General features: G+C 46.0%; 28 protein-coding genes. 25 read left to right on the top strand and 3 right to left on the bottom strand.

The genetic code is table 11. The features are described 5' to 3' along the window. Positions 1 to 165 precede the first annotated feature (165 nt). Positions 166 to 999, top strand: a complete 834-nt coding sequence (locus DXA36_RS20315; RefSeq protein WP_069410235.1) for an aldo/keto reductase — start codon at positions 166 to 168, stop codon at positions 997 to 999. Between the two features lie 32 nt (positions 1,000 to 1,031). Then, positions 1,032 to 1,643: an NAD(P)H-binding protein gene (locus tag DXA36_RS20310; RefSeq protein ID WP_069410236.1), complete on the top strand. Its 612-nt coding sequence runs from the start codon at positions 1,032 to 1,034 to the stop codon at positions 1,641 to 1,643. Between the two features lie 205 nt (positions 1,644 to 1,848). On the opposite strand, the gene DXA36_RS20305 is transcribed toward DXA36_RS20310, so the two are convergent. Continuing rightward, positions 1,849 to 2,328 carry an SAM-dependent methyltransferase gene (locus DXA36_RS20305; RefSeq protein ID WP_069410237.1) on the bottom strand — a complete coding sequence of 160 codons (480 nt, stop codon included), beginning with the start codon at positions 2,326 to 2,328 and terminating at the stop codon, positions 1,849 to 1,851. A 210-nt stretch (positions 2,329 to 2,538) separates the two neighbouring features. Here DXA36_RS20305 and DXA36_RS20300 point away from each other — a divergent pair, with 210 nt between their 5' ends. The 3 genes from DXA36_RS20300 (at position 2,539) to DXA36_RS20290 (ending at position 5,416) form a co-directional block, all read left to right on the top strand. Next, on the top strand, positions 2,539 to 3,612 hold the full coding sequence (locus DXA36_RS20300) for a hypothetical protein (RefSeq protein ID WP_069410238.1): 1,074 nt from the start codon (positions 2,539 to 2,541) through the stop codon (positions 3,610 to 3,612). Between the two features lie 132 nt (positions 3,613 to 3,744). Beyond that, positions 3,745 to 4,422, top strand: a complete 678-nt coding sequence (locus tag DXA36_RS20295; protein ID WP_069410239.1) for a DUF6088 family protein — start codon at positions 3,745 to 3,747, stop codon at positions 4,420 to 4,422. After that, positions 4,403 to 5,416 carry a nucleotidyl transferase AbiEii/AbiGii toxin family protein gene (locus tag DXA36_RS20290; RefSeq protein ID WP_069410240.1) on the top strand — a complete coding sequence of 338 codons (1,014 nt, stop codon included), beginning with the start codon at positions 4,403 to 4,405 and terminating at the stop codon, positions 5,414 to 5,416. Before DXA36_RS20295 ends, DXA36_RS20290 begins: the two co-directional genes overlap by 20 nt. A gap of 90 nt (positions 5,417 to 5,506) precedes the next feature. Here the strand turns inward: DXA36_RS20290 and DXA36_RS20285 are convergent, their stop codons facing one another. Then, positions 5,507 to 6,202 carry a hypothetical protein gene (locus DXA36_RS20285; protein ID WP_069410241.1) on the bottom strand — a complete coding sequence of 232 codons (696 nt, stop codon included), beginning with the start codon at positions 6,200 to 6,202 and terminating at the stop codon, positions 5,507 to 5,509. 378 nt (positions 6,203 to 6,580) lie between these two features. On the opposite strand from DXA36_RS20285, the gene DXA36_RS20280 reads away from it, so the two are divergent. From DXA36_RS20280 to DXA36_RS20230, 11 genes are all read left to right on the top strand, one after another. Further along, a complete protein-coding gene (locus DXA36_RS20280; RefSeq protein ID WP_069410242.1) occupies positions 6,581 to 7,543 on the top strand; it encodes a DUF4259 domain-containing protein in 963 nt (320 codons plus the stop codon). A 33-nt stretch (positions 7,544 to 7,576) separates the two neighbouring features. Further along, positions 7,577 to 8,008, top strand: a complete 432-nt coding sequence (locus DXA36_RS20275) for a hypothetical protein (RefSeq protein ID WP_069410243.1) — start codon at positions 7,577 to 7,579, stop codon at positions 8,006 to 8,008. Between the two features lie 140 nt (positions 8,009 to 8,148). Further along, positions 8,149 to 9,051 carry a conjugal transfer protein TrbL family protein gene (locus DXA36_RS20270; RefSeq protein ID WP_069410279.1) on the top strand — a complete coding sequence of 301 codons (903 nt, stop codon included), beginning with the start codon at positions 8,149 to 8,151 and terminating at the stop codon, positions 9,049 to 9,051. 17 nt (positions 9,052 to 9,068) lie between these two features. Beyond that, the gene (locus DXA36_RS20265; RefSeq protein ID WP_069410244.1) at positions 9,069 to 9,386 is read left to right on the top strand and encodes a DUF7768 domain-containing protein; all 318 of its coding nucleotides are present in this window, start codon (positions 9,069 to 9,071) and stop codon (positions 9,384 to 9,386) included. 175 nt (positions 9,387 to 9,561) lie between these two features. Continuing rightward, entirely contained in the window at positions 9,562 to 9,954 is a 393-nt protein-coding gene (locus DXA36_RS20260) for a 4-oxalocrotonate tautomerase (protein WP_069410245.1), read from the top strand. 62 nt (positions 9,955 to 10,016) lie between these two features. Then, positions 10,017 to 10,274 carry a hypothetical protein gene (locus tag DXA36_RS20255; RefSeq protein ID WP_069410246.1) on the top strand — a complete coding sequence of 86 codons (258 nt, stop codon included), beginning with the start codon at positions 10,017 to 10,019 and terminating at the stop codon, positions 10,272 to 10,274. Further along, positions 10,271 to 10,864 (top strand): hypothetical protein, encoded by a 594-nt coding sequence (locus tag DXA36_RS20250; RefSeq protein WP_069410247.1) that lies wholly within the window; start codon positions 10,271 to 10,273, stop codon positions 10,862 to 10,864. The genes DXA36_RS20255 and DXA36_RS20250 overlap by 4 nt, the downstream gene beginning before the upstream one ends. A 95-nt stretch (positions 10,865 to 10,959) precedes the next feature. Continuing rightward, the gene (locus tag DXA36_RS20245) at positions 10,960 to 11,724 is read left to right on the top strand and encodes a Fic family protein (protein WP_069410248.1); all 765 of its coding nucleotides are present in this window, start codon (positions 10,960 to 10,962) and stop codon (positions 11,722 to 11,724) included. A 53-nt stretch (positions 11,725 to 11,777) separates the two neighbouring features. Then, positions 11,778 to 13,622: a VirB4 family type IV secretion system protein gene (locus DXA36_RS20240; protein ID WP_207666370.1), complete on the top strand. Its 1,845-nt coding sequence runs from the start codon at positions 11,778 to 11,780 to the stop codon at positions 13,620 to 13,622. A gap of 71 nt (positions 13,623 to 13,693) precedes the next feature. Then, positions 13,694 to 14,728: an amidoligase family protein gene (locus DXA36_RS20235; protein WP_069410249.1), complete on the top strand. Its 1,035-nt coding sequence runs from the start codon at positions 13,694 to 13,696 to the stop codon at positions 14,726 to 14,728. Positions 14,729 to 14,747: 19 nt separating this feature from the next. Next, positions 14,748 to 15,257 carry a gamma-glutamylcyclotransferase family protein gene (locus DXA36_RS20230; RefSeq protein WP_069410250.1) on the top strand — a complete coding sequence of 170 codons (510 nt, stop codon included), beginning with the start codon at positions 14,748 to 14,750 and terminating at the stop codon, positions 15,255 to 15,257. A 23-nt stretch (positions 15,258 to 15,280) separates the two neighbouring features. Here the strand turns inward: DXA36_RS20230 and DXA36_RS20225 are convergent, their stop codons facing one another. After that, positions 15,281 to 15,622, bottom strand: coding sequence for a helix-turn-helix domain-containing protein (locus tag DXA36_RS20225; protein ID WP_069410251.1), 342 nt, complete (start codon positions 15,620 to 15,622; stop codon positions 15,281 to 15,283). A 136-nt stretch (positions 15,623 to 15,758) separates the two neighbouring features. Here DXA36_RS20225 and DXA36_RS20220 point away from each other — a divergent pair, with 136 nt between their 5' ends. The 9 genes from DXA36_RS20220 to DXA36_RS34440 all read left to right on the top strand — a co-directional run bounded on the left by DXA36_RS20220 (position 15,759) and on the right by DXA36_RS34440 (position 26,511). Next, positions 15,759 to 16,301: an SLOG family protein gene (locus DXA36_RS20220; protein WP_069410252.1), complete on the top strand. Its 543-nt coding sequence runs from the start codon at positions 15,759 to 15,761 to the stop codon at positions 16,299 to 16,301. A gap of 52 nt (positions 16,302 to 16,353) precedes the next feature. Then, positions 16,354 to 17,376, top strand: a complete 1,023-nt coding sequence (locus tag DXA36_RS20215) for a C40 family peptidase (RefSeq protein ID WP_069410253.1) — start codon at positions 16,354 to 16,356, stop codon at positions 17,374 to 17,376. 39 nt (positions 17,377 to 17,415) lie between these two features. Beyond that, complete coding sequence (locus tag DXA36_RS20210) at positions 17,416 to 18,027, top strand: hypothetical protein (RefSeq protein ID WP_069410254.1); 612 nt, start codon at positions 17,416 to 17,418, stop codon at positions 18,025 to 18,027. A gap of 13 nt (positions 18,028 to 18,040) precedes the next feature. Further along, on the top strand, positions 18,041 to 18,292 hold the full coding sequence (locus DXA36_RS20205; protein WP_069410255.1) for a DUF6103 family protein: 252 nt from the start codon (positions 18,041 to 18,043) through the stop codon (positions 18,290 to 18,292). A 659-nt stretch (positions 18,293 to 18,951) separates the two neighbouring features. Further along, positions 18,952 to 19,383, top strand: coding sequence for a hypothetical protein (locus tag DXA36_RS20195; RefSeq protein ID WP_118681276.1), 432 nt, complete (start codon positions 18,952 to 18,954; stop codon positions 19,381 to 19,383). A 296-nt stretch (positions 19,384 to 19,679) separates the two neighbouring features. Then, complete coding sequence (locus DXA36_RS20190) at positions 19,680 to 21,194, top strand: Eco57I restriction-modification methylase domain-containing protein (RefSeq protein WP_182479185.1); 1,515 nt, start codon at positions 19,680 to 19,682, stop codon at positions 21,192 to 21,194. Next, positions 21,151 to 22,071 (top strand): BsuBI/PstI family type II restriction endonuclease, encoded by a 921-nt coding sequence (locus DXA36_RS20185; RefSeq protein ID WP_118681274.1) that lies wholly within the window; start codon positions 21,151 to 21,153, stop codon positions 22,069 to 22,071. The genes DXA36_RS20190 and DXA36_RS20185 overlap by 44 nt, the downstream gene beginning before the upstream one ends. Positions 22,072 to 22,228: 157 nt before the next feature. After that, on the top strand, positions 22,229 to 25,060 hold the full coding sequence (gene mobP3, locus DXA36_RS20180; protein WP_118681273.1) for a MobP3 family relaxase: 2,832 nt from the start codon (positions 22,229 to 22,231) through the stop codon (positions 25,058 to 25,060). A 14-nt stretch (positions 25,061 to 25,074) separates the two neighbouring features. Further along, positions 25,075 to 26,511, top strand: coding sequence for a DUF3991 and toprim domain-containing protein (locus DXA36_RS34440; protein ID WP_118681272.1), 1,437 nt, complete (start codon positions 25,075 to 25,077; stop codon positions 26,509 to 26,511). Positions 26,512 to 26,963 lie beyond the last annotated feature (452 nt).

Raw genomic sequence — 26,963 nt, 5'->3', positions numbered from 1 at the left:
ATCAAACACGAATTTAAAGGGTGAAATAAGAATTAACTAATACATTTTAGGGGACCTCCTAAAAAAAGTCCTTGACTTAGAGCTACTCGAACTTGTTAAGCTGATTTTAGCACAAAAGAGCAAACGGCTCAAGTGCAAATCATCAAACCAAATGGAGGGATTAACATGAATACCTTAAAATTAAGTAACGGTATCGAAATGCCCATGCTGGGCTTTGGCACATTTTTGATGGGTGGCCAGGACTGCGAAAACGCTGTGCTGACCGCAATCAAGAATGGTTATCGCCTGATTGATACCGCCGAAGCCTATGGCAATGAAGATGCGGTGGGAAGCGCTATTGCAAAATGCGGTGTGTCTCGTGACGAGCTGTTTGTGGTCACTAAGGTCAACTTCCGCTCTTACGAAAACACCAGAGAAACCGTGGAAAGCTCTCTGAAAAAGTTGAAAACAGATTACCTTGACCTTGTACTGCTGCACTGGCCATTTGGCAACTACTACGCCGCATGGCGAGAGTTGGAAAAGTTGCACGATGAGGGCATTATCCGTGCCATCGGTGTTTCCAACTTTGACCCGGGCCGCCTGATTGACCTCATCGAGTTCAACGAAATCACACCGGCTGTCAACCAGATTGAAACCCATCTGCTGTGCCAGCGGCAGATAGCGCACCAGTGGATGGAAAAGTATCATGTCCGGCACATGGCCTATGCTCCCTTGGGGCAGGGGCATAAAAACGAGATGTTTGAAAACCCTGCGGTGGCAGAGATTGCAAAGGTACACGGCAAGACTCCTGCACAGATCGCTCTGCGTTTCCTGATGCAAAATGATGTGATTGTCATTCCGAAGTCTGCTCATGAGGAGCGCATCAAGGAGAATTTCAATATTTTTGACTTCATGCTATCAGCTTCCGAAATGGAGCAACTCCGCTCGATGGACACCGCCACGCCAATGATTGGCGACCCAGAAAATCCGGAGAAAACAGAATTTGCAATGACTTGGTAAGAAAATTTGATTGAACAGCTTGGAGGAATTGTATGAAAAATGTTTTATTATTGGGTGCTACCGGCACTGCCGGTAGTGCTATCACCCAAAAACTCCTAAATGACACAGACTGTCACATCACTTTGTTTGCACGTCATGCAATGGATGCAGATATTTCAAATAAGCGAGTAACGGCAATCAACGGAGATGCCACAAATGAGGTTGATTTGAGAACCGCCCTAAAGGGGCACGATGTTGTCTATTGCGCCATTTCAGGAGAGCAACTCCCGATTGTCGCCCAAAATCTTGTGACAACAATGCCGGAATGTGGTGCAGAGCGGTTGATTTTCATGGGCGCAGTCGGTATTTATAATGAAATCCCCGACGCAATGGACGGTAAGGATAATGTTGACAACAACCCCGACCAAGTTCCCAATCGTGATGCGGTTCAAATCATTGAGGCAAGCCCACTCAATTACACCATCCTTCGTCCCGGATATTTGCAGGCTGGAGAGGAAAACGATTTTGTACTCACCGTGAAAGGACAGGCGGCAAAGGGATATACTACGACCATATCCTCTGTTGTAAAGTTGGCGGCAGATCTAATCCTTGACGAAAACCTGTATGTGCGTAAAAGTGTCAGCATCACTCGTGAAATGATATAATAAAAAGAAATTAAAGTCTGCCCCGTTGATTTTTAGAGAATCAGCGGGTCAGACTTTTCGCCATCCTTGTGTGCGCAATCAAGGGAAAAATGATTTTTGGAAATAAAAATTAGCTTACCGTCCTTATGCAAGCATAAACTGGACGATTTTGGGAATGTAGGAAAGATGCACAGGGCAGCAATAAACCGCCCTGTGTATTTCTTTGTTAGAAGTTAAATTCAGATTCCCAATCAAAAGCACCGCTGGACTCTACGTTATTCGGCCAATGGTCGCACCATGCCGGAACCTGTGGGACTTCTACACGGTCAAGACTTGGCGTGTAAGGCTTAATGTCCAGTACGGGACTTTGGTCATCAGCATCAATATAGGCCAGTCCAATTACACCATTATCCACATTAATAGAGGTAATATAGGCGCAGGACAGTGCAATGGGATTCGGGCGCTGCGGCGAGCGTGTAGCAAATGCACCAAGGGTGTCAGGCCCTTTTGTATATGGCTTTGCTTCCGACAAAACACTTCGGTCGGTTTCATTATCACATCGGTCAAACCACCAAAAAATGTTCATGTAAGAGAAGCCATCTAAGCCGATGAGCGCCTCTCTGTATTCGGGTGCAAGCTCTATGCGAAACCCGTTGCAATCGGCACAGATTACGCCGATTTGCTTTACTGCAAATTTGTTTTCCATAAAGAATCTCCTTCAAAATTAGATTTTTTACGGTACCGTTAATTCCAGTATAGCAATGTGTTTTTATACTACAAGCTTTTTTGAAAAAAATTAAAACGACCATCCTTATGCAAGCATTGACTGGAAAATCATCGGTATGTAGCCCATTATCACGAGGCTACTCTTTTTCCCTATGGATATCTTTCTTTTCTTGAAAAATGGAGGTGGAACATGAACCTGCAAGCGACAATCAAAAATGGGAGACACCCGGAATATGGTGTTGTCAGCATCCCATTCCCTATTCCTAAAAATGAATATGATCATGTGTTGGAACTTTTAAAATCACTGGAGATTGGCGATGCAGTGGAACAGGATTGCTGTGTGGAGAAAATTCGCAGCGATTTTTTTCCTATTCTAAAACGCCTGGAAACCAGCTATGTCAATGTAGATGAACTGGACTACCTCGCAAAACGGCTGGAAAGCTTCTGGGATCCGGAGGATGTCCAGTTTCAGGGAGCCGCCATTATCAAAGGCATTTCCAAGATCCAGGATTTTATCAACCTGACCTTTTGCTGCCAAGAAGTAACAGTGATCCGAAATTTTTACGGTATAGAGGATATCGGAAGAAATCATTATCTGATAAAAAATGGGGGAGCGATTTCTGTTGAAGAATATGAAACACATGATTTCCTGAAGGAAGCACAAAACCTGTTGGTAAACGAGGTTGGCAAGGTTACCCCTTATGGAGTGGTTTATGAAAATGGTATGGAACTGGTACAGCTATATGAGGGAGGGAGTTTACCTGAATATCTATATGATGGTATCGCACAAGTAGAAGTAAGCAGCAATGAAGGAAAAGATGTCAGACTTTTTCTGCCTATGGTGGACAGCCGGATACCGCGGGAACTTTTACGGGGCGGAATAGAATATCCTGCCGGCATTACCATACAACAGATAAACTGGGGCCCGAAAAAGATGGAAAATTTTCTTGATATAAAGCAGGAAACCATCTATGACATAAACCACATGTGTAATATGGTCCATTCCCTCAATGCTATACATTTAGAAAAGCTTGCTGCGGTTAATTCCTTGCTGCGGCCTGCCCATTCCTGGCAGGTGGAACAAATGGTAAAGAACCTCAACCAATTTGAATATGTCCGTATTCCTAATCTTGAGAAGAAACAGGAAGAAGGAAAATTTACGGAACATGGTTATGTATTCTATAAAGGCGATGAGGGGTTAAAAAGGGTATTGGAAAAGCATAACCAGGAACAGGCCGATTTCCAAATGGGAGGAATGAAATGAGCCAGGGGATCTTCCTATAAATTCAAAGAGGCGTAATCAGCACAAAATTGACTTTGTTTGTATAAAATGATATTATTAGCTTAAAAATAGATAAAAAGTAATAGATTATAATATCATTTTAGGAGGCGCAACATGGAACAGGCAGGCTACGGAAAGCATATAACAAGTACAGTTAAAAATCTGCCCTATGGGGAAATCATCCGGACAGATGACATTGCCCGGCTTCTGGCTGATCAATTTGCCATACCTTACGATAAGGCAAGGACAGCAACCAATGTCAAATTAAAACGGATGGCGGACAAAGGGGAAATTGAGCGGCTGCAAAAGGGTATATATTGTCATGTGAAACAAAGTATTTTTGGAAAGGTTACCCCGAATATCGATGAAATAATGGTCAAAGACCTTACCGTCAGAAACGGCGTAAAAATAGGCTATCAGACAGGGGCTGCCTTGATGAACCGGCTGGGGCTGACCACGCTCCTGCCACGGGAAATCGAGGTTGCTACCAACGGTTATGGATTGAAGTTGCCGGATGGGTGCCATATCAAACTGAGAAAGCCGGAGGAAAGGGTGACGGATGAGAACTGGAAATATCTCCAGTTTATTGATGTGGTACGGGATCTGCCGGATGCCCACATTGATGCTCAGCAGCCAGAGCTGATCCTGTGCCAGTTTGTAAAGAGACAACAACTGGATGCCCTGCAGCTGATTTTTACTGCGCGCCGGCTCTATCCCGCCAAAACGGTACTGCAGTTGACCGATTTATTAATGAAAGGTAATGGAGGCATAAATGAATCTGCATCAGGATAAGGAGGCGTTTGAGGCGCTGCTTTCGGACATAAGCCGGCGAACCGGTATCCGAATGGATATCATAGAGAAAGATTACTATCTGACACTGCTCCTTTCAGAGCTGGCTGAACGGCAGGATTCACTCCCTGCATACTTTAAGGGGGGTACCGCTTTATATAAAGCGATTGGCTGCATGAAACGCTTTTCTGAAGATATAGACCTTACAGTAGAGGCGCAAGACTGCACCAAAAGCCAGGGTAAAAAAAGGCTGGAAACAGCAGCCAATGGATACAGCGGGCTTCGGCGGACCTCGGAGAAAGGCAGGGAGAGCAACCAACGGGGCAGCATTACCAGCGTATATGAATATGATCCCGTAACGAATGTTGATGAATTCGACGCGCTTCAGCGGTTTGGATTTGTGAAGGTGGAAGCGACCTCTTTTACCGTCAGTGAACCAACAGAAGCACTGAAAATAGCGCCCCTGCTTTATACCGAAGCAACGATAGAACAACGTGCCATACTGGAATCCAGCTATGAAATGATGCCGTTTCCTATCCGTACTATTAAGCTAGAACGGATCTTTGCGGACAAAATACTGGCAGCGGAGTTTTACTACCAGCGCCAGATGCTGATTGACACGGCAAAACACCTTTATGACCTGACAATGATGATGGAGCTGGAAAGGATACAGGAGCTTTTGTCAACACCAGGGGATTTGATAGAAATGCTTGCTTATAAACGCAGGGAAGAGACTGGGCGGATTGGCAGTGACCTGGCGGAAAAACCTTTTTCCGAATTTAAACTATTCCGGGCCGTTTTAGAAGATGCTCAGTTAAGTGCCGCTTTTGTTAAAATGCAGGAGATTTATGTTTTTTCGCAAAGCGATGTTCTCCAGGTCCAACAGATGTCCATATGCATGGAAAAATTAAATCAAAAACTGCTTCAGTTAGACGAGGGGCTGGAAAGGGAACATATCGCTGTTACTGATAATACCCGGCAGATGAATTGCTACTAATCCAACTGTCATGATTACAGGCACACGGTAAGAAAATCCGGTGTGCCTGCTTACTTTGGTTAACAAAAATATTTATGGTCGTAAATATACTTACGGTAAGGAAGTGCCTGCCTCAGTAGGGGGTGCAAAATTATCTAACAGAAGCTGGAATACCTGTCTGCTGGTTTCACTATCCCTGTGTGTAAGCTTGAAAAGCAAGCTATGGGTAAAAGCTTGCCGGAACACAGCAGCCAGGGGGGCAATTAAAAATGTCTGCTTGAGTCTTAGGTTTAATGTCTCCGCCATAGGTTCCCCTACAATTGCCTCTATCTGCCGGTAAAGATCCCCCAGCTTGATGATGTCCAGTGTATTGGACATGGAGTCCTTCTGTTCGGTGAAAAATTGTGTGACCGCCTCATCCAGGAATATATCGGCAGCAAATGCGAAAAGCAGCTCCCTTTGTGTATCGGATTCCTGGAAAGAAGAAATGAAAGGATGTTCTTTCAGGATATCCCCTAACTTTGCAGCAAAAGGGGAGCCGCCCTGTAAGTCAGTATTTTTGAGTACCTGATCACACAAGGCTTGATACGTTTCCGCGCTTCCCATCCCCTCTTCCGAGGTATCGGTGGTAAGTGAATTATTCACCGCCTCAAAGAAGAGGGAGAGGTAGTTATCCAGCAGGTAGCCCCGCTTTCCCAGCTGCATTCGCACCTGCTTTGCTAAAGTAAAAAAAGAGTGGAGGGAGGACTCAGCCAGATCCCCATCGCGGCATCCTAAAATGTCGCCCGTTGTTTTAAAAATGTTCATTTAATCCCGACCTTTCCTTTTTAGGGTCGGGAATTTCCCGTATCTTCAAAAAGCGCATGCAAAGGCGTGGGCATTTCAATACCCTTTACCCATGCAAGCGCGAAAAATCGGTACTTGTGCCGCCGCAAGAAAAGCAGTATACTTTACTTGTCGTGGTGCCGTTATAACGGTTGTGCTGGGTGCTGGTTTCACCTTCGTGCAGGACTGCTGTGCTGGAACACATCAGTCTGCCATGACTTTTTTATTGTCGGGGAAACCCCGCCACTGTTATGTAAACTCTGAATATCATAATTGTCAAGTACGAGCCTTCCTTAACAGGGGGCTTTTTGTTTTGCAATAAAAGAAAAAGTAAGACATTCTATCGTAGGAGGAAGCGATATGGGCTGTTGGGGAATCTCTGCATTGCAGTCTGATTCTGGACTGGATGCTATAAGCTATGTCCGCAAAAAGCTGCTGTGGGAAGGAAGATTAGATTTGGATACCGTGATAGATACGTTACAGAAGAGCAGCTGGAACAGGCCGCCTGAAGCATCTGAGGGACTATCCCATACTAGCTTTATGGCGGTGGCGGAACTGATAGTCCTTTATCTAAATAAAGATGCCGCAAGCCTGGATTATGTAGGGCAATGGTCTGAAAAAGATGGAAAATTCGCATCTATCCAATCTTTTACCGCATCAAAAGAATCCTTGGCATATCTTCGGGATTATCTTTCGGATTCCCTCCGCTATGCAAAAGAAAATGCAAAGTGCAAGGCGGAACATGAGGAAATGTGGGGCGGCTGGTTCGAGGAGGAGAACTGGATTGGCTGGCAGGAGCATATGGAGGCGTTGGTCAGCTGTCTGGATACCCTTCTGGCGGCCGAAGGAAACTTGCTGGAGTTGGTTCCCCAACAACAGATAAAAAGGGATGACAGGGACAAAGAAGGGAAGAAGCTGTTTCTGCCGGAGGATGGGATGACGGTTACTTTTTCTGTAATCATGCTGAGCGGTCGAAATAAAAAAGGGCAGCTTCTGCAAGATGAGATTTATACAGGCGGCTGTATTACCTCCCGTTTTATCCCTAACCTGCCGGATTTTAAAGAATTTGCGGAAAAATGCCGGCCGGATCAATTTATCGAGGTGGATAATTACGCGTATGAATTGGAAGGGGATAGCTGGCATACACGAAAGGCTGTCAAATGGGAAATCAGGCAGATCGTAGGGGATAACTTCCCTTACAACTATGACGGGGATATCCTGCATACAGTAAGCCATGACGGCCCGGATCAGTTTTATATCAAAGATGGGGTGATGTATAAGGGCAGCCAGGATAAGGTTTTAGACCTATCCATGAAACATTAGATCTTCAACTATAGTAGAAAGAAAGGAAAATCAATGACATTTTATGAAACGGAATGGAGAAAGTTGCTCCGCCATGGCCTGCACCTTGAGGAGCCTACCTTTGTGGGAAGAAGCTGTTATGCAAGGCTGGATGGGGATGTCCGGCTGCGGTTAGAGTTTGTGACCAACAGAATCAGCGCTCAATATGAGGGAATCAAAGCCACCATCATTAACCGGAAGGACGGTCCCATTGACAGCGTGTCTCTGTGGTTTGGGGATATCCTTGGCATAAAAAAGGGGAATAACCCAAACTTTACCCAGGGGATTCTTCCCCATATTTGGGAAGGCGGAAGCGGGCCGGAATGGTATGTTTACCAGCCATCCGGTGCGGATTACCGTATACTTGCTGATGCAGTGAACGGATATGCCGCCATGTTTCAGGAGCCGCGGCAGTCTGGCCTGCAGATCGGGCAGGCTATGAAATAAAAATGCATGTGTAAGGAAACATAAGGATATAACAGAAGAAAAGGGGAAAACGGCTGTGTAAATTACAGGCGTTTTTCTTTTTGCCCTGGTTGTCTGCCTTTTGAAGGATGATGGGGAAAAAGGAAAGGAGTGGGGAACAGGTGTTTATTTGGGATTTTGTGGCGGATACGGTACTTGGCCAGATCATTGACTGGATTTATACCCAGGTGGTAGGGTTCCTGGGTGATTTTTTTATGCAGATGGGGAATATGGGAGCCGATTTATTTGAGATGGGGTGGGTGCAGTCCCTTGTGCTGTTTTTTTCCTATCTGGCGTGGGCGCTGTATGTAACAGGCCTTGTGGTAGCTGCCTTTGAATGTGCCATTGAGTACCAGACCGGACGGGGCAGTATGCGAGACACTGCCCTGAATGCGGTGAAAGGGTTTCTGGCTGTCAGCCTGTTTACTACGGTACCGGTAGAACTGTATCAGCTCTGTGTTTCTTTGCAGGGAAGCTTTACCGCAGAGATTACCGGATTGGGCAAAGATATCGGGACAGCAGCTTCGGAGATTATCACCTCCCTGCAGGATGCGGGAACCTGGCAACAGGCGGCATCCTCCGGGGCTATGGGAGGGCTGCAAAGCATCGACAACCCGGGTATGATGATTTTCCTCCTGATCCTGATGGGCTATGCGGTGATTAAGGTTTTCTTTTCCAACCTGAAAAGGGGCGGGATCCTGTTAATCCAGATCGCCGTGGGGAGTTTATATATGTTCAGCGTGCCCAGGGGTTATATTGATGGCTTTATAGGATGGTGTAAGCAGGTGGTTGGGCTGTGCCTGACCACGTTCCTGCAGGCGACCATACTGACGGCCGGGCTGATGGTACTTAAGGATCATGCCCTGCTGGGGCTGGGGTTCATGCTATCCGCAGGGGAAATCCCCCGGATTGCGGGACAGTTCGGCCTGGAAACCGGAACCCGTGCCAACGTGATGGGAGCTGTGTATGCGGCGCAGAATGCGGTCAACCTGACACGGACTGTGGTGCAGACGGTAGTGAAATAAGGGAGGCGGTGGAGTACATGGGGAAAAGTAAGCTGGTATACATTGCATCCCCTTATGCGGGGGATGTGGAAACCAATGTGCAGTTTGCCAAAGCAGCGTGCCGCTATGCTATAGGGCAGGGAGCCACGCCGGTGGCCCCACATCTGCTCTACCCGCAAATCCTTGCGGATGGCATCCCGGAAGAACGGGAAGCTGGGCTCCGAATGGGGCTGCGTGTATTGGAGGCCTGCGATGAAATATGGCTGTGCGGAGGCCGTATAACGCTGGGGATGCGGGTGGAACTGGCTACGGCAGAAAGCTTCGAGCTACCTGTGCGCAGGATAAGAAAAATCTAGAAGTGTATAGCTGGAACATTGGAATCCTTCACTGAATTCATACAGATACCGGGTATATAATATTAGTACAAATGCTTCCCTTTTCACTGAGATCTTGTTGGGTATCGTCATAGCTAATCCCTGGCATTGCCGGTATACTTGGCTTGGAAACGAAGAAGAAAGGAGAGCGCTGAGCATGGAGAAAAAGAAAAACCTCTGCGCCATGATCCCGAAAACCCTGCACACGAAGGTCCGGGAGGAACAGGAAAAACAAGAACTAACCTTAAGCCAGTATGTAGAACAAGTACTAAAAGAACATTTTGAAAGGGGAGGAAAAGAGATGGAGGGAAAGATAAAGACGCTGGCATTCCAGGTATCGGAAGAACTATTCGGAAGAATCAAGGAGCACCTGAAGAAGACGGGGCTGAGCCAGAAGGATTTCGTCATCGGCCTGATTGAACAGGCACTGGAAGAAGCGGAAACTGGAAAAGCTGGGCAAACGTCAGGGATGGAGGAAGCCGGGGATACGGAAGAGACATCTGAAACGGAACAAAGGAAGGAGCCTCAGGAGACAGAAGAAACCATATAAAAAGGGAACCAGGATGCCACGGCAAGAAGCTGCGGCATCTTTCGTGAGAGGAAATAAGTATTATGTATATCTATCCGGATAACCTGAAATCCAAAGCGACGCTTTGGTTGTGGCAGTTGAAAGATATTGGAATTACAGGCGTGTGTGCGGTGGTTTCAATCCTGGCCCTGACACAGGCAGGTTTTTATCTGCCTATCCTCCTGACGGCAGTTTATGCGTTTTTGACAATCCGTTTTGAGGACACGAGCATCCTGGATTTTATGAACTGTGCCTGCCGTTTCTTTTTCAGAAAGCAGAGGTATGATTGGAGGTTGGGATGAGGAAACAAGCAGAGAAAAAACAGGCCAGGGAAAAAAATTCCACAAGGCAGCTTATCGGGGCCAAAGCAATAACGGATTACAGCCTTATCACCTACGGGGAGGGTGAACTGGTGTATTTAATGGTACAGCCTTCGAACATTTCCGTCCTGTCCGAGAAAAACGTGGGGGCACGGATTTATGCGCTTATGACCGTACTGAAAGGGGTGGCTGAGATTGAGATGCTGTGCTTAAACAGCCGGGAAAGCTTCGAAGACAACAAACAGTTCCTGCGCACCCGGATGGAGCGGGAACAAAATCCCATGGTGAGAAAGCTCCTGGAAAAGGATTTGACCCATCTGGACCGGATCCAGGTGCAGATGGCTACCGCCCGGGAATTCCTGATACTAATCCGGCTGAAAGGGGAAAAGGAATCGGAAGTGTTTCCCTACCTGTCCCGGATTGAAAAGTCATTAAAGGAACAGGGCTTTTCTGTTAAGCGTGCCGGCAGGGAGGATATCAAACGGATACTTGCCGTGTACTATGAGCAGAATGTTACCACGGAACGCTTTGAAGACTTCGACGGGGAACGCTGGATTATACCCGGGGATTAACAGGCCGCAGGCTTACGGATTGTTAGTTACACCTTAGGGAAATTGTGGTATACTGTTAAGGTATCCGAAGGATAGCAGAGAAAGGAGTGGTTTGCTTGAATTACACAGAATTATTGAGAAAAAGAGACTTATACCAGTCAGGCAGGTCATCCATCCCGGAGCTTACGCTGCAGTCCTACGAGCAGGCGTTTGAAATAGAATACACCCATAACTCCACCGCTATTGAGGGGAATACCCTGACTTTAATCGAAACAAAAGTGCTGCTGGAGGACGGGATTACTATAGGAGGAAAGAGTCTGCGGGAGGTTTACGAGCTGGTCAACCACCAGAAGGCATACCGTTATGTGAAGGATTGTATTGCAAAGGGGCTGCTGCTGGATGAAAAGAGGATCAAAGACATCCATGCTTTATTAATGGAAAACATTTTCACCGGGGGCATTTACCGCAGTGTGGATGTGTATATCTCCGGTGCGCAGCATACCCCGCCTTCCCCCAATGAGATGTACCGGCAGGTCAAGGATTTTTATGGGGATCTGACCTGGAAAGGGAAAGAGCTGAACCTGATTGAACTGGCAGCCTGGACACATGCGGAGTTTGTTAAAATCCATCCGTTCCCGGATGGAAACGGCAGGACATCGAGGCTGATTATGAACTATCAGCTGATGGCAAACGGTTTTCCAGCCATATCGATTGCCAAAGAGAACCGGCTGGCCTATTTTAATGCCCTGGAAGCCTATGCCGTAGGGGGAGATCTTACCTTGTTTGCGGATATGGTTGCAGAACTTGTGGAACAACAGCTCGACCTATACCTGGGCTTGCTTGCGCCGGTACAAGGCCGGGGGCAGGAACCATCTATATAATATCAAAAAGAACGGGCAAGGAGCCGGATGCAGAAATGTATCCGGCTTTTTCTATGCCCAGGCAAGGAGGTAGCCATTTGAAAAAGGCAGAAAGTGTTCCTGTAGAGGAAGTACATACCCAGGAATTCCTGGATATGATAGCCCCCTCTGTTATCAAATTTGAAACCGATTATTTTATCTGTGGAAATACGTACCGCTGTGTATGGGCGTTACGGGAATACCCGACAGCCACCGATGAGCAGGCCATCCTGTCCCATCTGGGGGAAAAGGACGGTGTCACCCTTCGCATCTATACCCGCCATGTAACTCCGGTGGAAGAAAAGAAAATCATCAGCAATGCAGCGAATAAAAACCGGATGGACAGGAGCAGCACAAGCGATTTACAACAGACCGTACTGGCGGAAAGCAACCTGCAGGATGTGGCCACGATTGTAGCGCACATGCACCGGAACCGGGAGCCGCTACTGCATACGGCAGTTTATCTGGAGCTGTGCGCCCATGATACAGACCAATTAAAACTCCTGCAGACAGAGGTGCTGACAGAACTAATCCGTGCCAAGCTCAATGTAGACCGCCTCCTGCTGCGCCAGCAACAGGGGTTCCAGTGTGTGATGCCTACCGGCTGGAACCTGTTCCGGGAACAATTCGAACGCGTGCTGCCAGCCAGCAACGTAGCAAACCTGTATCCTTTCAATTATTCGGGAAAGACCGATCCCCAGGGCTTTTATGTAGGCCGGGATAAATTCGGAAGCAACGTGCTGGTGGACTTCAACCGCCGTGCGGAGGATAAAACCAATGCCAATATCCTGATATTAGGCAACAGCGGACAAGGAAAGAGTTACCTGCTCAAACTGATCCTGACCAATCTGCGGGAAGCAGGCATGCGTGTTTGCGCGCTGGATCCGGAAATGGAGTATGAGGATCTGGCCAATAACCTGGGCGGCTGTTTTATTGATCTGATGGGCGGTCAATTTATTATCAACCCGTTGGAGCCAAAAACCTGGGATGATACTGGCAGCCCGGAGGACATGGATGCGCCGCAGACCTTCCGGATCCGTTCCCGCCTTTCCCAGCATATCAGCTTTTTAAAAGACTTCTTCCGGACCTATAAAGACTTTACGGATCGGGAGATTGATGTGATTGAGATCATGCTCCAGAAGCTGTATGCCAAATGGGAAATCCGGGATCAGAGTGATTTCAGCCGCTTAGGACCCCAGGAGTATCCGATCCTGTCCGACCTGTACCATTTCATCGAATCAGAATTCAAGGATTTTAATGAAAATAGCCGGCAGCTTTATACGGCTGAAATGCTCCAGGGTATCCTTCTGGGGCTGCATTCCATGTGTGTGGGGGCGGAGAGCAAGTTTTTCAACGGGCATACCAATATCACAGATTCCAGCTTTGTGGCCTTCGGGGTAAAAGGCCTGCTGCAGGCCAGCCGGAGCTTGAAAAATGCACTGCTGTTCAATGTGCTTTCCTTCATGAGCAATGAATTATTGACAGAAGGAAATACAGCTGCCAGCCTCGATGAGTTTTACCTGTTTTTATCCAACCTGACTGCTGTAGAATACGTCCGGAACTTTATGAAGCGGGTACGCAAAAAGGATTCTGCTGTGATAATCGCCAGCCAGAACCTGGAGGATTTCAATTTAGATGGTGTCCGGGAGTACACCAAGCCTTTGTTCTCCATCCCCACGCACCAGTTCCTGTTTAACGCCGGCAGCATCGATGCCCGATTTTATACCGATACGCTGCAGCTGGAGGAATCCGAATACAACCTGATCCGTTATCCACAGCGGGGGGTGTGCCTGTATAAATGCGGAAATGAGAGGTATAACCTGATGGTCAACGCCCCGGATTATAAAGCCCGTCTGTTCGGGAAAGCAGGCGGGAGATAGAGGGAGGCAGGAAATGGTCCAAAAGAGAAAGAAAATCTGGCGTACCGGTATGAGGAAAGGAAAGGGGAAAAATGGATCTGAAGGGGCAGATGTTTGGGATTGAGATTGAAATGACAGGCATCACCCGGCAGCGTGCCGCAGAGGTGGCAGCCGAATATTTTGGTACGTCTTCCCGCTATACAGGTTCCTTTTACGGCATATATACAGCCCTGGACGGACAGGGACGCCAGTGGAAATTTATGCGGGATGGCAGTATTGATCCACAGCGCAGGGAAGGAAGGCAGAAAGTCTCAGCCGGCGAAGAATATAAAACAGAGATGGTAAGCCCTATCTGCCGGTATGAGGATATCGTCCCCATCCAGGAATTAATCCGCAGGCTGAAAACAGCCGGGGCTTTTGTGAATACCAGCTGCGGCATCCATGTGCACATCAATGCCCTGCCCTTTGATGCCAGGGCGCTGCGCAATATCACTAACATTATGGCATCCAAGGAAGACCTGATTTATAAAGCGCTGCAGGTAGACGTGGACAGGGAACTGCGCTATTGCAGAAAGGTAGATAACGGATTCTTAGAGGAATTAAACAGCAGGAAACCGAAAACAACGGAAAGCTTCAAAACAATCTGGTATGAACAGCAAAGAGACTATATCCATGGGACCTCCGAGCATTATCATGACAGCCGTTACCACTGTCTGAACCTGCATTCCGTATTCCAGAAAGGTACGGTGGAGTTCCGCCTGTTCAACGGAACCCTGCATGCAGGTAAAATCAAAGCGTATATCCAGTTCTGCCTTGCCATCAGCGCACAGGCGTTAAACCAGAACTGTGCAAGCAGACGGAAAACCCAGACGACAAATGAAAAGTATACGTTCCGTACATGGCTGCTGCGGCTTGGTTTAATCGGGGATGAGTTTGCCACAGCCAGGCATCACCTGCTGGCCAATCTGGAAGGCTGCATTGCATGGAAGGATCCGGCGCAGGCGGAAGCCCAGAAGGAACGGCTGCGGCGGAAAAGGGAAGAAGCACAGTACAGAGACAAACCACACAGCGACGGACAGCAGGCCGGGGAACAACAGGAACCTCCGGCTTTTATTATGCACCTATAAGTAGGGGAAAGGGAGAACGATGAACAAAAAAATTCTTTATCTTGCCTACGGAAGCAACCTGAACCTGTCACAGATGGCAATCCGGTGTCCCGGTGCCGGAGTAATAGGAAAAACGGAACTGCGGGATTATGAATTAGTGTTCCGGGGAAGGCGGCATAATGCCGTTGCTACAATAGAACCGAAGAAAGGAGGAGTGGTCCCTGTGCTTCTCTGGAAAATTGACCGTGGGAATGAGAGGGCGCTTGACCGCTATGAGGGATATCCCCGTTTATACGGCAAGCATTGGGAGGAAGTCGCATTCGAAGGGGAGATGGTGTCCGCCATGGTGTACCGGATGAATCCCGGCTATGCATACGGGATCCCTGCCGATGATTATGCGGATACCATCTGGGAGGGTTACGAGGAAGCCGGCTTCCCGACACAAATCCTGGAAAATGCCATAAATGAATCCTATGACCGTGCTGTCCGGCAGGAAATCGGAAACGGGCAGTCCCCGTCCGACAGCCATGGATGGGGACTGCAAAGATAACAGCCTCTTTGGGCAGACGCTGGTTATTCCTTCGACAGCGATATTGATTGGACATAAACACTCAGCAGCTGTTTCACCAAGGGGAGATATTGGGGATCCAGCCCGGACAGCATGGCATGGATCGGCGTCAGGTCACCCTGCCGTTCCATCCCAAAAAGGATATAGTCGGCGGATACGCCTAAGGCCCGGCAGAGCCTTTGCAGGTATTCCGCTGTACAGCTTCCCGTCCCCAGCTCAATTGCACTTAGGAAGGAGTTGGACAGCTCCGCTTTATCGGAAAGGGTTTCCCGGGAATATCCCAGCGCCTCCCGGCTCCTCCGGATTCTCTGGCCTATTTCAACATCCACTGTTTTCTTTTTCTCCAATTCATCACCGCCTTGTATCCTTGATAGCAATAGTTTACCCCATACGATTGCAGATAAACATTAGGGATACCGGTTGATAAATATCCTCTATCGAGTATAATTGATAACATCAACAGAGGAAAGGGAGAGAAAAAGGATGCTAAAAATGACGTGTTGTTTTGCCGGGAGCCGTCCCATGTGTTTATCCGCTTGGCCGGAAGGGGAAGTGCAGAATACAATATCCGATTTACTGAAGGAAGAGATTAAGAATTTAATAACAAAAGAAAAAGTAACCCATTTTATCACGGGTATGACTCCCGGCTATGATTTCATCTGTGCAGGCCTGATCCTGGAATTACGGAAAAAGTACCGGCAGATCAGCCTGGAGTGTGCAGTGCCTTATGAGGAACAGGCGGTACGTTGGGCGGTAGAACTGCGGGAAACCTATTATGATATCCTGGCCGGCTGTGATAAGCTGACCCAGCTCCAGACTTCCTATACCAGGGACTGTTTCAAAAAACATACCCAATATGCCATTGGCAAAAGCGGGCATGTCCTGGCTGTGTGGGACGGTACCTGGCGCGGCAAAACCGGACAGATGCTCCTTTTGGCAAAGAAACAAAACCGGGCGGTTATCACAATTGATGCCCATACATTACAGGTTACCAGAACAAAATTGACAGAAACAGAGCAGAGATAAGGCGGACTTTGGACATGCCGATCCCTGCCCTGCCTGAAAGGAGGAAATGCCTATGGCAGTGCCGGCAGCTGTGCTTGCGGCAAAAGCTGCCCTGCTTGCAGGGACGGATGAAAGAGGGCGGACAGCCGCCGCATCCATCCTGGCGGCTGTCCTGCTCCCGTTCCTGCTGGTAGTTGCAGTCATCTTATGTCTGCTTTCCGGCACGGCTACCCATAATCGCTCGGCGGTGGAGCTGGCCTTTCAGGGGGGATTTTTATCCTCCCGGCTTCCGGCGGATTATCGGGGCTATATCCGGCAGATGAGGGGGAGTTTTTCCGATCTGGACAGGGTATTTGAGGGAATGAGGGAATACCCGGGGGGAGGGGACGTGGATGGGTACCGGATAAAGGCTATTTTTTATGCGCTGTTTTTTGGTGCGGATCAGCCGGGAATGGGGAAAGAGGATTACCGGGGTTTTGCAGACTGTTTTGTATCGTATGAAGAAAGGGAGGATGAGGAAGGGAATGTTTATACAGAGGTGGTTCCACTTTCCTCCCTGGATACCATATATAGTAATCTGGAAATCCTTTTGGGAAGGGCAGTAACCGAAGAAAACAGGATAAATGCCCAGCGGATTTACCAGATCGCCATACAGGGAGCCGGCAGCCAGCCGGATAGAGGGGACAGCCTGCCGCCAGGGACAGGCCTGGGAGAAGGCAGCTTTTCTGATTTGATGGCGGAAGCGACAAAATATATCGGATATCCCTATCTTATGGGAGGCTCCTCCCCTGGGACAGGATTTGACTGCAGCGGATTTATCTGCTGGGTTTATACAAAATCCGGTGTTTATTCCCTGCCCCGGACTACAGCGCAGGGGATTTATAACCAGTGTGCAACGATAAGCCGGGAGGAGGCAAAGCCTGGGGACTTAATCTTTTTCACCCGTACCTATGCGACTTCGAATCCGGTAAGCCATGTGGGGATTTATGTAGGGAATGGGAAAATGCTGCATTGCGGATCTCCCATCGGTTATGCAGACTTTAATTCCAGCTATTGGAAGGCACACTATTATGGGATGGGAAGGCTCCTACAATAGGATTTATTTATCATAAAGTAGAATGTTTGAGGTGATAAGATGGCAGAAAAAAGAACAAAACAGCAGCTGGGCAAGGCATTGAAATATCTCAGCCGGCTGGAAAGCGGACAAAGCCTTTATTGGTGTTTTCATGATGTGCTGGGTATGTCAAATGAGGAAATCGGGGAGGCTGGCTATAATCTGCAGGAGTATTATGTGGAAGATACGCAAAAGAATGTGGCAGCTGCCAGCAGTATCCAGCTTAAAATAGGGGCGGATAAAGACAGAGGGGTGGCACAGCGGGAACCGGAAGGAGTGCCTGCACCCGTTCCGTACCAGAGGCTGCGTGACCTGATACAGTCTCCCTTCCTTGAGGTTAGCCTCACCCATGAGGAGGAATACCATAAGGATACACCGGTCATCCCAGAGCTATGTATCGACATCCTTACTGAGGCCGGAAAAACAGAATGGGCCGATATACTGGATGCCGAAGTGTGCCAGGTTTATATGGGCTTAAATGGGCTGGAAGTGTCCCTGGTGGGAGTTAGCCCCTCCAGGCTGGAGGCATTTTCTTCCGTGCTTACCGGCCAGTGTACCGACGAACTTTATGAAAAATGGGTGGCAGATACGGAAGAAATTTACCTGGCAAGGACACAGCAGATGAAGCGGTAAGGAGGAGCCGGAAATGAAAAACACAACACTGAATGTAACATTTAATACAGATAAGATCGATGCGTTGACCTTCCATATGGGGAAAAAAGACGCGAATCTACAGACCGAATTAACCGAAACGATCCAGAAGCTTTATGAGAAATATGTCCCGCAGACAACCCGGGAATATATTGATGATAAGGTTGCGAGGGATGCTTTGGGAAAGGACAGGCTGAGAAAGCCGGCCGTTCCGGTGATAGAAGATTTTCAGTCAGCGGAAACATGACTAAAACAAAAACCTTTCCGAAGGAGAATAGGGGCAGAAATTGGGATTTGACAAAGTACGGAAAATATGACGGGCGGGGGAAACGATTCTCCCGCCTTTGTTGCCCCCTGTAAACCCTTGTGTCCGGTTTTTAGGGACAGGGTGGAGATGTAACCACCAGCGGGAATGTCGGCCCTGTTTGGGGCTTTGTGGAGTGGGGGGAGAAAAGGAACAAAACGGAGGAAACCCTGCAGATGAGGCAGTAAACAGGAAAAGGGATACAGAAGACAGGTAACAGGCAGAATAAACCGGATGTGATGCCTGTGTCAGCCCTGTGAGGACTTTTCAAAGACAGGATGGCGCTGTATTTGCCATATGCTTCTTCCCGCCGCTTTGGGCAAATATAGAGGTCTTATGAAAAGTCGGAAAACTGAGGATTGTCCAGTTCCGGAGAAAATGCATGGGTCGAAAAGTGTGCAGGTTAAAGGGGTTATGCTGCTTTGGCAGCCTAACCCCGGGAAACACCGCCCGGCAAAGCCGTGCGGGAAAGATGGTTTGAATAACATATTTACAGATAGGGGGATTAGTTATGCTATTATTTAAAAGTAGCTAGATAACAAGCTATTTCAGGGTATAGTAATTGAATATGGAGCATCCAGGAGTGAAAAAGAGGGGATAAAATGGCAAAAGAAACGGAAAAAGTGCGGCGGGGGTTTTATATAAATAAGGATATCCTGGAGCGCGTGGATGGAATGTTAGAAGAAGCCAATGTCCGTTCGCGGAATGAATTTGTTACGGAAGCCTTAAAATTTTATATGGGTTATCTCACAGCCAGGAGGGCTGAAGACTATCTGTTGCAGTCTCTTGGTTCTGTTATATCAGGTACGGTACATGATTCGGAAAATCGGATAGCGAGAATGGATTTTAAGGTGGCTGTAGAATTATCCAAGCTGAGTCATGTGATTGCTTATACTCATGAGGTAGGTGAGAATGATTTACAAAAACTCCATGTTAAGTGTGTAGATGAGGTCAGGCATATTAATGGAACAGTCGATTTTGAAGAAGCTTATAAATATCAAAAGCGAGAAAATACCATGAGTATTAGAGAGTGATTCAGCATAGATTACACATATAAAAATTGCTCTTAAGAGCATTTCGTTGTATAATTATTTTCAATAATGAGATAGTGATTGGGATTATTTTATGCTAATATATGGGAACGGGATTACACCTTCTACTAGAAAAGTAATTAGTGATAAAGAATATAAGTATTTTTATCAAAAGATATTATACTAAATGGTTTATAGAAAATGAAGAAGTTGTAAAAATTTTGTGTAGCTATTAGTAAAGGCAATTATGTTCGAAAATTAGAATAATTACATCAAAATTCGAGAAGCGAGGATAAATTTTGTTACAAGAAATTATTAATAATACTCAAAAATATATAGAGGGGTTTCCAAAGGAAGAAAGAAAAGAAATTGGACAATTTTTTACATCTATTCAAACAGCACAATACATGGCTTCAAAGGTAGAAACTGATACAAGGTTGAAGATACTTGATGTAGGTGCGGGAACAGGGATATTGTCAGCTGCTGTGTTGGAAAAATTGTTAAGAAGTAAAAAAATTAAAAATATAGAACTTACTTTATATGAAAATGATAAAAGAGTAATTGCAGTTTTAGACGAAAATTTACAGATAATGCAACAACAGTGTGCAACGAAAAATATTAATTTAATTTTCCGAGTAATAAAAAAGAATTTTATATTAGAAAATAGAGAATTATGGAAACAGAAAGCATATGTGGGCAATTTTGATATAGTGATAAGTAATCCACCGTATAAAAAGATAGGTAAAGAAGACGCAGAAGCAAAAGCTATGGAAGATATAGTGTATGGGCAGCCTAATATCTATTACTTATGTATGGCTATGAGTTCTCATCTTTTAAAAAAGAATGGCCAATTTATATTTATTGTTCCAAGATCTTGGACATCAGGCCTGTATTTTAAATATTTTAGAGAGTATTTTTTAGGAAATATTTGTTTGAAAAGTTTACACCTTTTCGTGTCCAGGGATAAAGTCTTTGACGCAGAGTCTGTTTTACAAGAGACTATGATAATATTTGGAATGAAATCAAGTAATCAGACACCTAGGATTAGTATTACTACAAGTAATGGTACAAATGATTTTCATAAGATTACTAAACTATTTGTAAAAAGCAAAATGTGTATTACAGGTGGTGAAAATCATTATGTTCTATTACCTGTTTGCGATGAAGATATTGATATTCTTACCATTATGGCAAATTTTAAAAGTACCCTGCAGACGGAGGGATATGTTTTTAAAACTGGGCAAGTGGTTGAGTTTCGGAATAAAGAGGATATCAAGTTACATAAAGAAAATAATTGTGTTCCATTAATACGTCCATTTCATTTATACAAAGGATTCGTTAAATTTCCGGTAAACGTGTCAAAGGGCCAATATATGAAGATGAGTAATAAGAAAAGTCTTTTTATGGAATATAAGGACATGCTTTTAATAAAACGGTTTACTACAAAAGAAGAAACTCGTAGATTACAGCCAGCTTTATTATTAGTAGACAATATTTCAACGAAAATCATAGCGGTAGAAAATCATGTAAACTACTTGGATAAAACAAGTGGGCAAATTACTAAAGATGAGTTGTTTGGCATTTGGGCTTTGTTTTCTTCTCAGATTTGGGATAAGTATTATCGTATATTAAATGGAAGTACACAGGTTAATGCAACGGAAATAAATACAATGCCAATTCCGGATATTGTAAAGATTCGGGAAATTGGCCAGAAGATTCAACAACAGGATGAAACAATAAATTTTGATAATATTATAAAGGGGATTATTTATGGTAAAGATAGGAGAAATGAAAGAGATATTGCAACAAATTAAGGTTCCGAAAAAACAACAAAATGAAAGAACAGCATTGACAATGCTTGCTCTTGCAGGATTAAAGGAAACAGACAAGTGGAAAAATGTTACTGAAGCATATATGAGGCCACATGATATTATAGAGTTTATTAATACTAATTATAAGAGAACTTATAAAGAAAATACTAGAGAAACATTTAGGAAAGATTCATTAAAACCCTTATGTGATGCAGCAATTTTAGAAAATAACGGTGCAATAACGAATAGTCCATTAACAACTTATCGTTTAACAAAAGAGACTGCAAAACTACTGAAGTTATTTAAAACGGAACAATGGGAGGATGAATTAAAGCATTTTCAGGAAACCCACCAAACATTGGAAGAAATTTACGAACAGAAGAAAGTGATTGATAAATCTAGTTCTATAATTAATGGTATTGAAATTGAATTTAAACGATCACCTCATAATAAATTACAGAAAGCAGTTTTAGAGGAATTCTCTACAAGGTTTGCTAAAGGTGCTATATTGTTATATGTGGGCGATACAGCAGATAGATATTTGTATATTAATAAGCCAAAGATAGAAGAGCTGGGTATTGAAGTATTTGATAATGCTGCACTACCAGATGTCGTTTTATATGTTGAGGAAAAAAATTGGGTATATTTTATCGAGGCAGTTACTTCTGTTGGCCCAATGTCGGCTGAAAGAGTATATAAATTAAAGAAGTCATGTGAAAATAGTATTTCAGGTTTGATTTTTGTTACGGCTTTTCAATCAATGAGAAAATATAAGGAAAAGATAATGGAGATTGCATGGGATACGGAAGTTTGGGTTGCCGAAGTACCTGATCATATGATTCATCTCAATGGTGATCGTTTTTTAGGACCGAGAAGTTAAAGTTTTTATCACCAAGTAATATATGATGAGAGTAATCGACAGTATGAATTAATAGTTTAAAAAATTACGAAATAAAAACCATTTATTTTAGGTATAGTTAAGTCTTTAGCACCAATCAGAAATGGTTGGTGCTTTTCTTTTTTGAAGGGAGTATCTGATGGCTAAAATCATTTTCACATCCAGCTACATGAAGGATACCCCACCAGCCCATCTGGAAAACTATGTCCGCTACATTAGTACCCGGGAAGGCGTAGAAAAGATAGATGAAAGCAAACGCCGTCTGTCTGCAACAGAGAATCAGAAAAGGCTAATACAACAGCTGCTTCGTGATGTGCCCAATGGCAAAGAATTGTTAGAGTATGAAGACTATTGCTGGAAACCTACTATGGGAAATGCCTCCGAGTTGATTTCCTGTATCTTGGAACAAAATATAGATATGGTTGGGAAAAAAGAAAATTACGTGGACTACATCGCAAACCGTCCCCGTGTGGAACGGATGGGACAGCATGGTTTGTTTACGGATGCAGGACAGCCGGTAGTGCTTGCGAAAGTACAGGAGGAAGTGATAAGACACAAAGGCCCGGTATGGACCCATGTGATATCCCTGCGCAGGGAAGATGCATCGCGCCTGGGCTATGACAGTGGGGAGCAGTGGCGGGAACTGCTTCGTTCCAAACGGGCGATGCTTTGTAAATATATGAAGATTGACAGTGAAAATCTGCGCTGGTATGCGGCGTATCATAATGAAGGCCATCATCCCCATGTCCATTTGATGATCTATTCTGCTAAAGATAATGATGGCTATTTGACACAGAAAGCCATTGAAGCCATGCGGTCAGAATTGGCCCATGCTATTTTCCGGCAGGACTTTGCGAACCTTTATGAGAAGCAGAATCAGGCCCGTGCAGAATTAAAGGAGGGAGCAGAGGAAGCGTTCCGGGTAAGGATGGAAGCACTGCGTTCCGGGACAATGGCCAGCCCGGGAATCGAAAATCATATCGTGTATCTGTCTGAACGGCTGCAGAATACCAAGGGTAAAAAAGTGTATGGATATTTAAAAAAGGATGTAAAGAACCTTGTTGACCAGATTGTGGATGAGCTGGCAAAAGACAGCAGGGTCGATGCCCTTTATCAGGCCTGGGGCAACTGGCAGAGGGAAATCCGGCAGACCTATCAAAAGGAAGGTGCTCCTCTCCCTCCTTTATCCCAACAGCCACATTTTAAATCGATTAAGAACATGGTGATTGCCGAAGCACTGAAGCTTGGCAGTCACCATATTACATTTGAGGAGGACAGGCGGGAGTTGGAAGAAAGTCCGGCACAGTCACCGGTAGAATGGCAGGTAGAAGAAAACCAGCCAGATGAAAACGAAGTGCCTGACCAGGAAGTACGGGTTACATGGAGTCAGGAGTATAAACTGGCGCGGCAGTACCTTTATGGAGAGGAGGCAGTGAAGCAAGATTTCGCGGAAGCCTTCCGCTTGTTTCTGCAGGAAGCAAAATCTGGAAATGCGCTGGCTATGAATGATCTGGGACGCATGTATGCGGATGGCCTTGGCCGGGAAAGGGATCCGGGGCTTGCCCGGGAGTGGTATACAAAAGCACTGCGCGCTTTTCATGCAGCGGAACGGTCTGCAAAGGATAAGCAGCGTCCTTACCTCCAGTACCGCATTGGTAAGCTGTATGCAGCCGGACTTGGTACCGATCAGGATTATACAAAAGCAGCTCTGTGGTTTGAAAAAGCAGTAGAAGCGGGACAAAAGTACGCCCAGTATTCCCTGGCAGGATTGTATTCCCGTGGACAGGGTGTAGGAAAAAACTTGGAACAGGCATTTACGCTTTATACCAGTTCGGCGAGTCAGGGAAACCCTTATGCGGATTACGAAGCCGCCAAAATGCACCGGGATGGAATCGGAACGGATAAGGAGGAGGAACATGCTAATAGGCATTTTCAGAAAGCATTTGCCGGCTTTCGTTATTTGGAAGAAGAGAGCCATGATGAGAAACTGCAGTACCGGATTGGACAGATGCTTTATTCAGGAACCGGTACCCCTAAAGATGAGGAACAGGCGGCAGTCTTTTGGGAGCATGCCGCAAAGCTTGGAAATAAGGATGCCCAGGTCGCTTTGGGAAAGCTGTGGCTTGAGAACGGAACTGGAAGCACGGAACAAGCAGTTGCCTGGATAGAAAAGGCAGCGGAAGGAGAAAGTGCATCCGCCCGTTATATGCTGGGCAAAATTTACCTGGAAGGAACGTATGTACCGAAGGATATTCCGAAGGCTGTGAAGTTATTTACACAAGCAGCAGAACAAAATAATGAGTATGCCGCATACCAGCTAGGCAGGATATTTTTATTTGGGGAGGAAATACCGAAAGATGCGGAAAAAGCCATCCAATGGTTGACCTTGTCTGCGGATTTGGGGAACCAGTATGCCCAATATACACTTGGAAAGTTATATCTAGCAGGGGAAGAGATGCCGCAGGATAATGCCCGGGCGGTAGAACTGTTCACGTCTGCGGCGAACCAGGAAAATGCGTCCGCCCAGTATCTGCTGGGAAAACTTTATCTTTCCGGTGAGTATCAGCCTAAGGATGTAGAGATGGCAATCCGCTGGCTGACAGATGCAGCAGATCAGAATAACCAGTATGCACAGTATGTCCTGGGCAAGCTGTATCTGTGTGGCCATGAGATTCCCCGGGATAAGGAAAAAGCGGAGTTCTTTCTACAGTCGTCTGCCGCCCAGGGAAATATTTATGCCCGGTTTTTCCTGGATCATATGGATTCTTTCCGCGATCCTTCCGCTTTTCTGGCAGCAACCCGACTGTTGCACCAGCTGGAAAATCTGTTCCGGAATAACTTTGCGAAAGTATCAGACAGCAGCCAATTTGCCATTGACAGGAAACGCCGCCGTAAACTGGCGGAGAAAAAGCAGGCACAGGGACATAAAAAAGATGACAGGGAACCGTTAAATCAGCAGCAGAACTATTGAAGGGAGGGACTGCATTGTCTTATATCTATTTTACAGAAGAGCAGAAAGAACGGGCGAATCACGTAGATTTAGTGGATTTCCTTACGAAACACGGTGAAAAGCTGTTTTCCTCCGGCAGGGAGAAACGTCTGGCCAGTGACAGGAGTATCACCATACGCGGTAATGAGTGGTACGACCATGCTGACAATGAGGGAGGGCAGGCAGTCAGCTTTGTCCGCAGGTTCTATAACCTGGAATACCCGGATGCGGTAACCATGCTTCTGGATGGGGAACAGGGGCAGGCTTATCAAACCTATCGGCAGAGTAAGCAGGAGACACCCAAACCATTTCAGCTTCCTGAAAAGAGCGAGGATATGCACCGTGTGTCTGCCTACCTGACAAAAACCCGCTGCCTTGATAGGGGAATCGTGTCTGCCTTTGTTGAAACGGGGATGCTATATGAAGATGCCAAATATCATAATGCGGTATTTGTGGGCTTTGACAGTAACGGGACAGCCCGGCATGCCCATAAAAGGGGTACCTGTACGAAAGGCGCCGCTTATAAGGGGAACGTAGAAGGATGTGATCCCCGGTACAGTTTTCATTTCACAGGGCAGAGCGATACGATATATGTTTTTGAGGCACCTATAGACATGCTTTCTTTCCTTACCTTATATCCGAAAAACTGGCAGCAGCACAGCTATGTGTGTCTCTGCGGAGTAGCAGAACATGCACTGCTTCAGATGCTGAAGGAACATCCGGATATCCAAAATGTCTGCCTGTGTCTGGATCATGATGCTGCCGGTATCGAGGCAACAGGCCGTCTGGAAGAAATCCTTCGGGGACAGAGTTATGCAGAGGTGTTTTCCCTTAAGCCTCAGCATAAGGATTGGAATGAAGAGCTAAAGGCAGCCCGGGGAAGGGAGGCCCTTCCAGCGGAGGAACACTCACAGCTTCTTTTATGCGCTGCATTTTTCAAGAACCTTTCACAGAGGGAAGAAAGAAATGGGCAAGCCAGTGTCCAAAGTCTGCTGGATAGGGGATGGAAGGCGGCGTGGTTGACAGCGGGCTTGAAGCTGCCTGCTTCTGACTTACGGGAGGAGGTAACCGGATGGTGTCAGGAAATGGTACTCCAATGTCTTGCCTTGGCTCAGAAGGAATTTCTTCTTGCAGGATTATCTGCGCCTGATAACGGACAGTGGCTGACAGAGCTGCAAAAAAAGTACCTTCCCCACCAGAACCGTGGCAGCTGGGAGGATAAAAAGAAAGAGATACGGAAACAGCTGGGGGCAATTAAACAGCAAGCGGACAAAATGGGAGAGATAGGGAACCAGGGACATCCGCAGTTGGTAGAATCATACAGGCAGCTTGCACTTGACTGTGTACGGTTACAGGTGAAGGCAGAACTTGGCTGGCATAAACAAGCAGAACTGCTCCGTATAAGGAATTCGGTCATGCAGAGTATGGGATAAAAGGAGTATCTGGAAAAGATAGCTTTCAAAATATACTGGCTATTTGTTAATAAAATGGAAGGAGAAAAATTTCGACTATTCCGAATTATTGTAGAAGAGTGAGGGACTGGGTGCTATAATTAGGACAGGTAAAAATTCGGTTGAAAACGGCAGGAGATACCTTTTGTTGTGTCAAAAGGATAAATCCAGCAGTATGGTGATGGTGAGTGGATTACTATGATTGACCCTGCTGGGCATCCATTTTGTATAGTTTGGGATTGATAACTTCTGGTATTTCGGAAGAGCTGAACTGGGTGCAAAATTGGAATTTTTGGGAGAGGATTGCGGTATGTTATATTTTGAAATTATGTGTATAGTATTTTCACTGTTGACAATATACCTATGTAATGATGAGTATAAAAAAGGCAAGATGAGCAAAAGAAATTATACTATTGTTTGTATATGTGAGGGGT

The sequence above is a fragment of the Eisenbergiella sp. OF01-20 genome, from assembly GCF_003478085.1.
GTDB lineage: Bacteria > Bacillota > Clostridia > Lachnospirales > Lachnospiraceae > Eisenbergiella.
The sequence above is the reverse complement of the archived record's forward strand: the minus strand, read 5'-3'. Positions and strand labels throughout refer to the sequence as shown.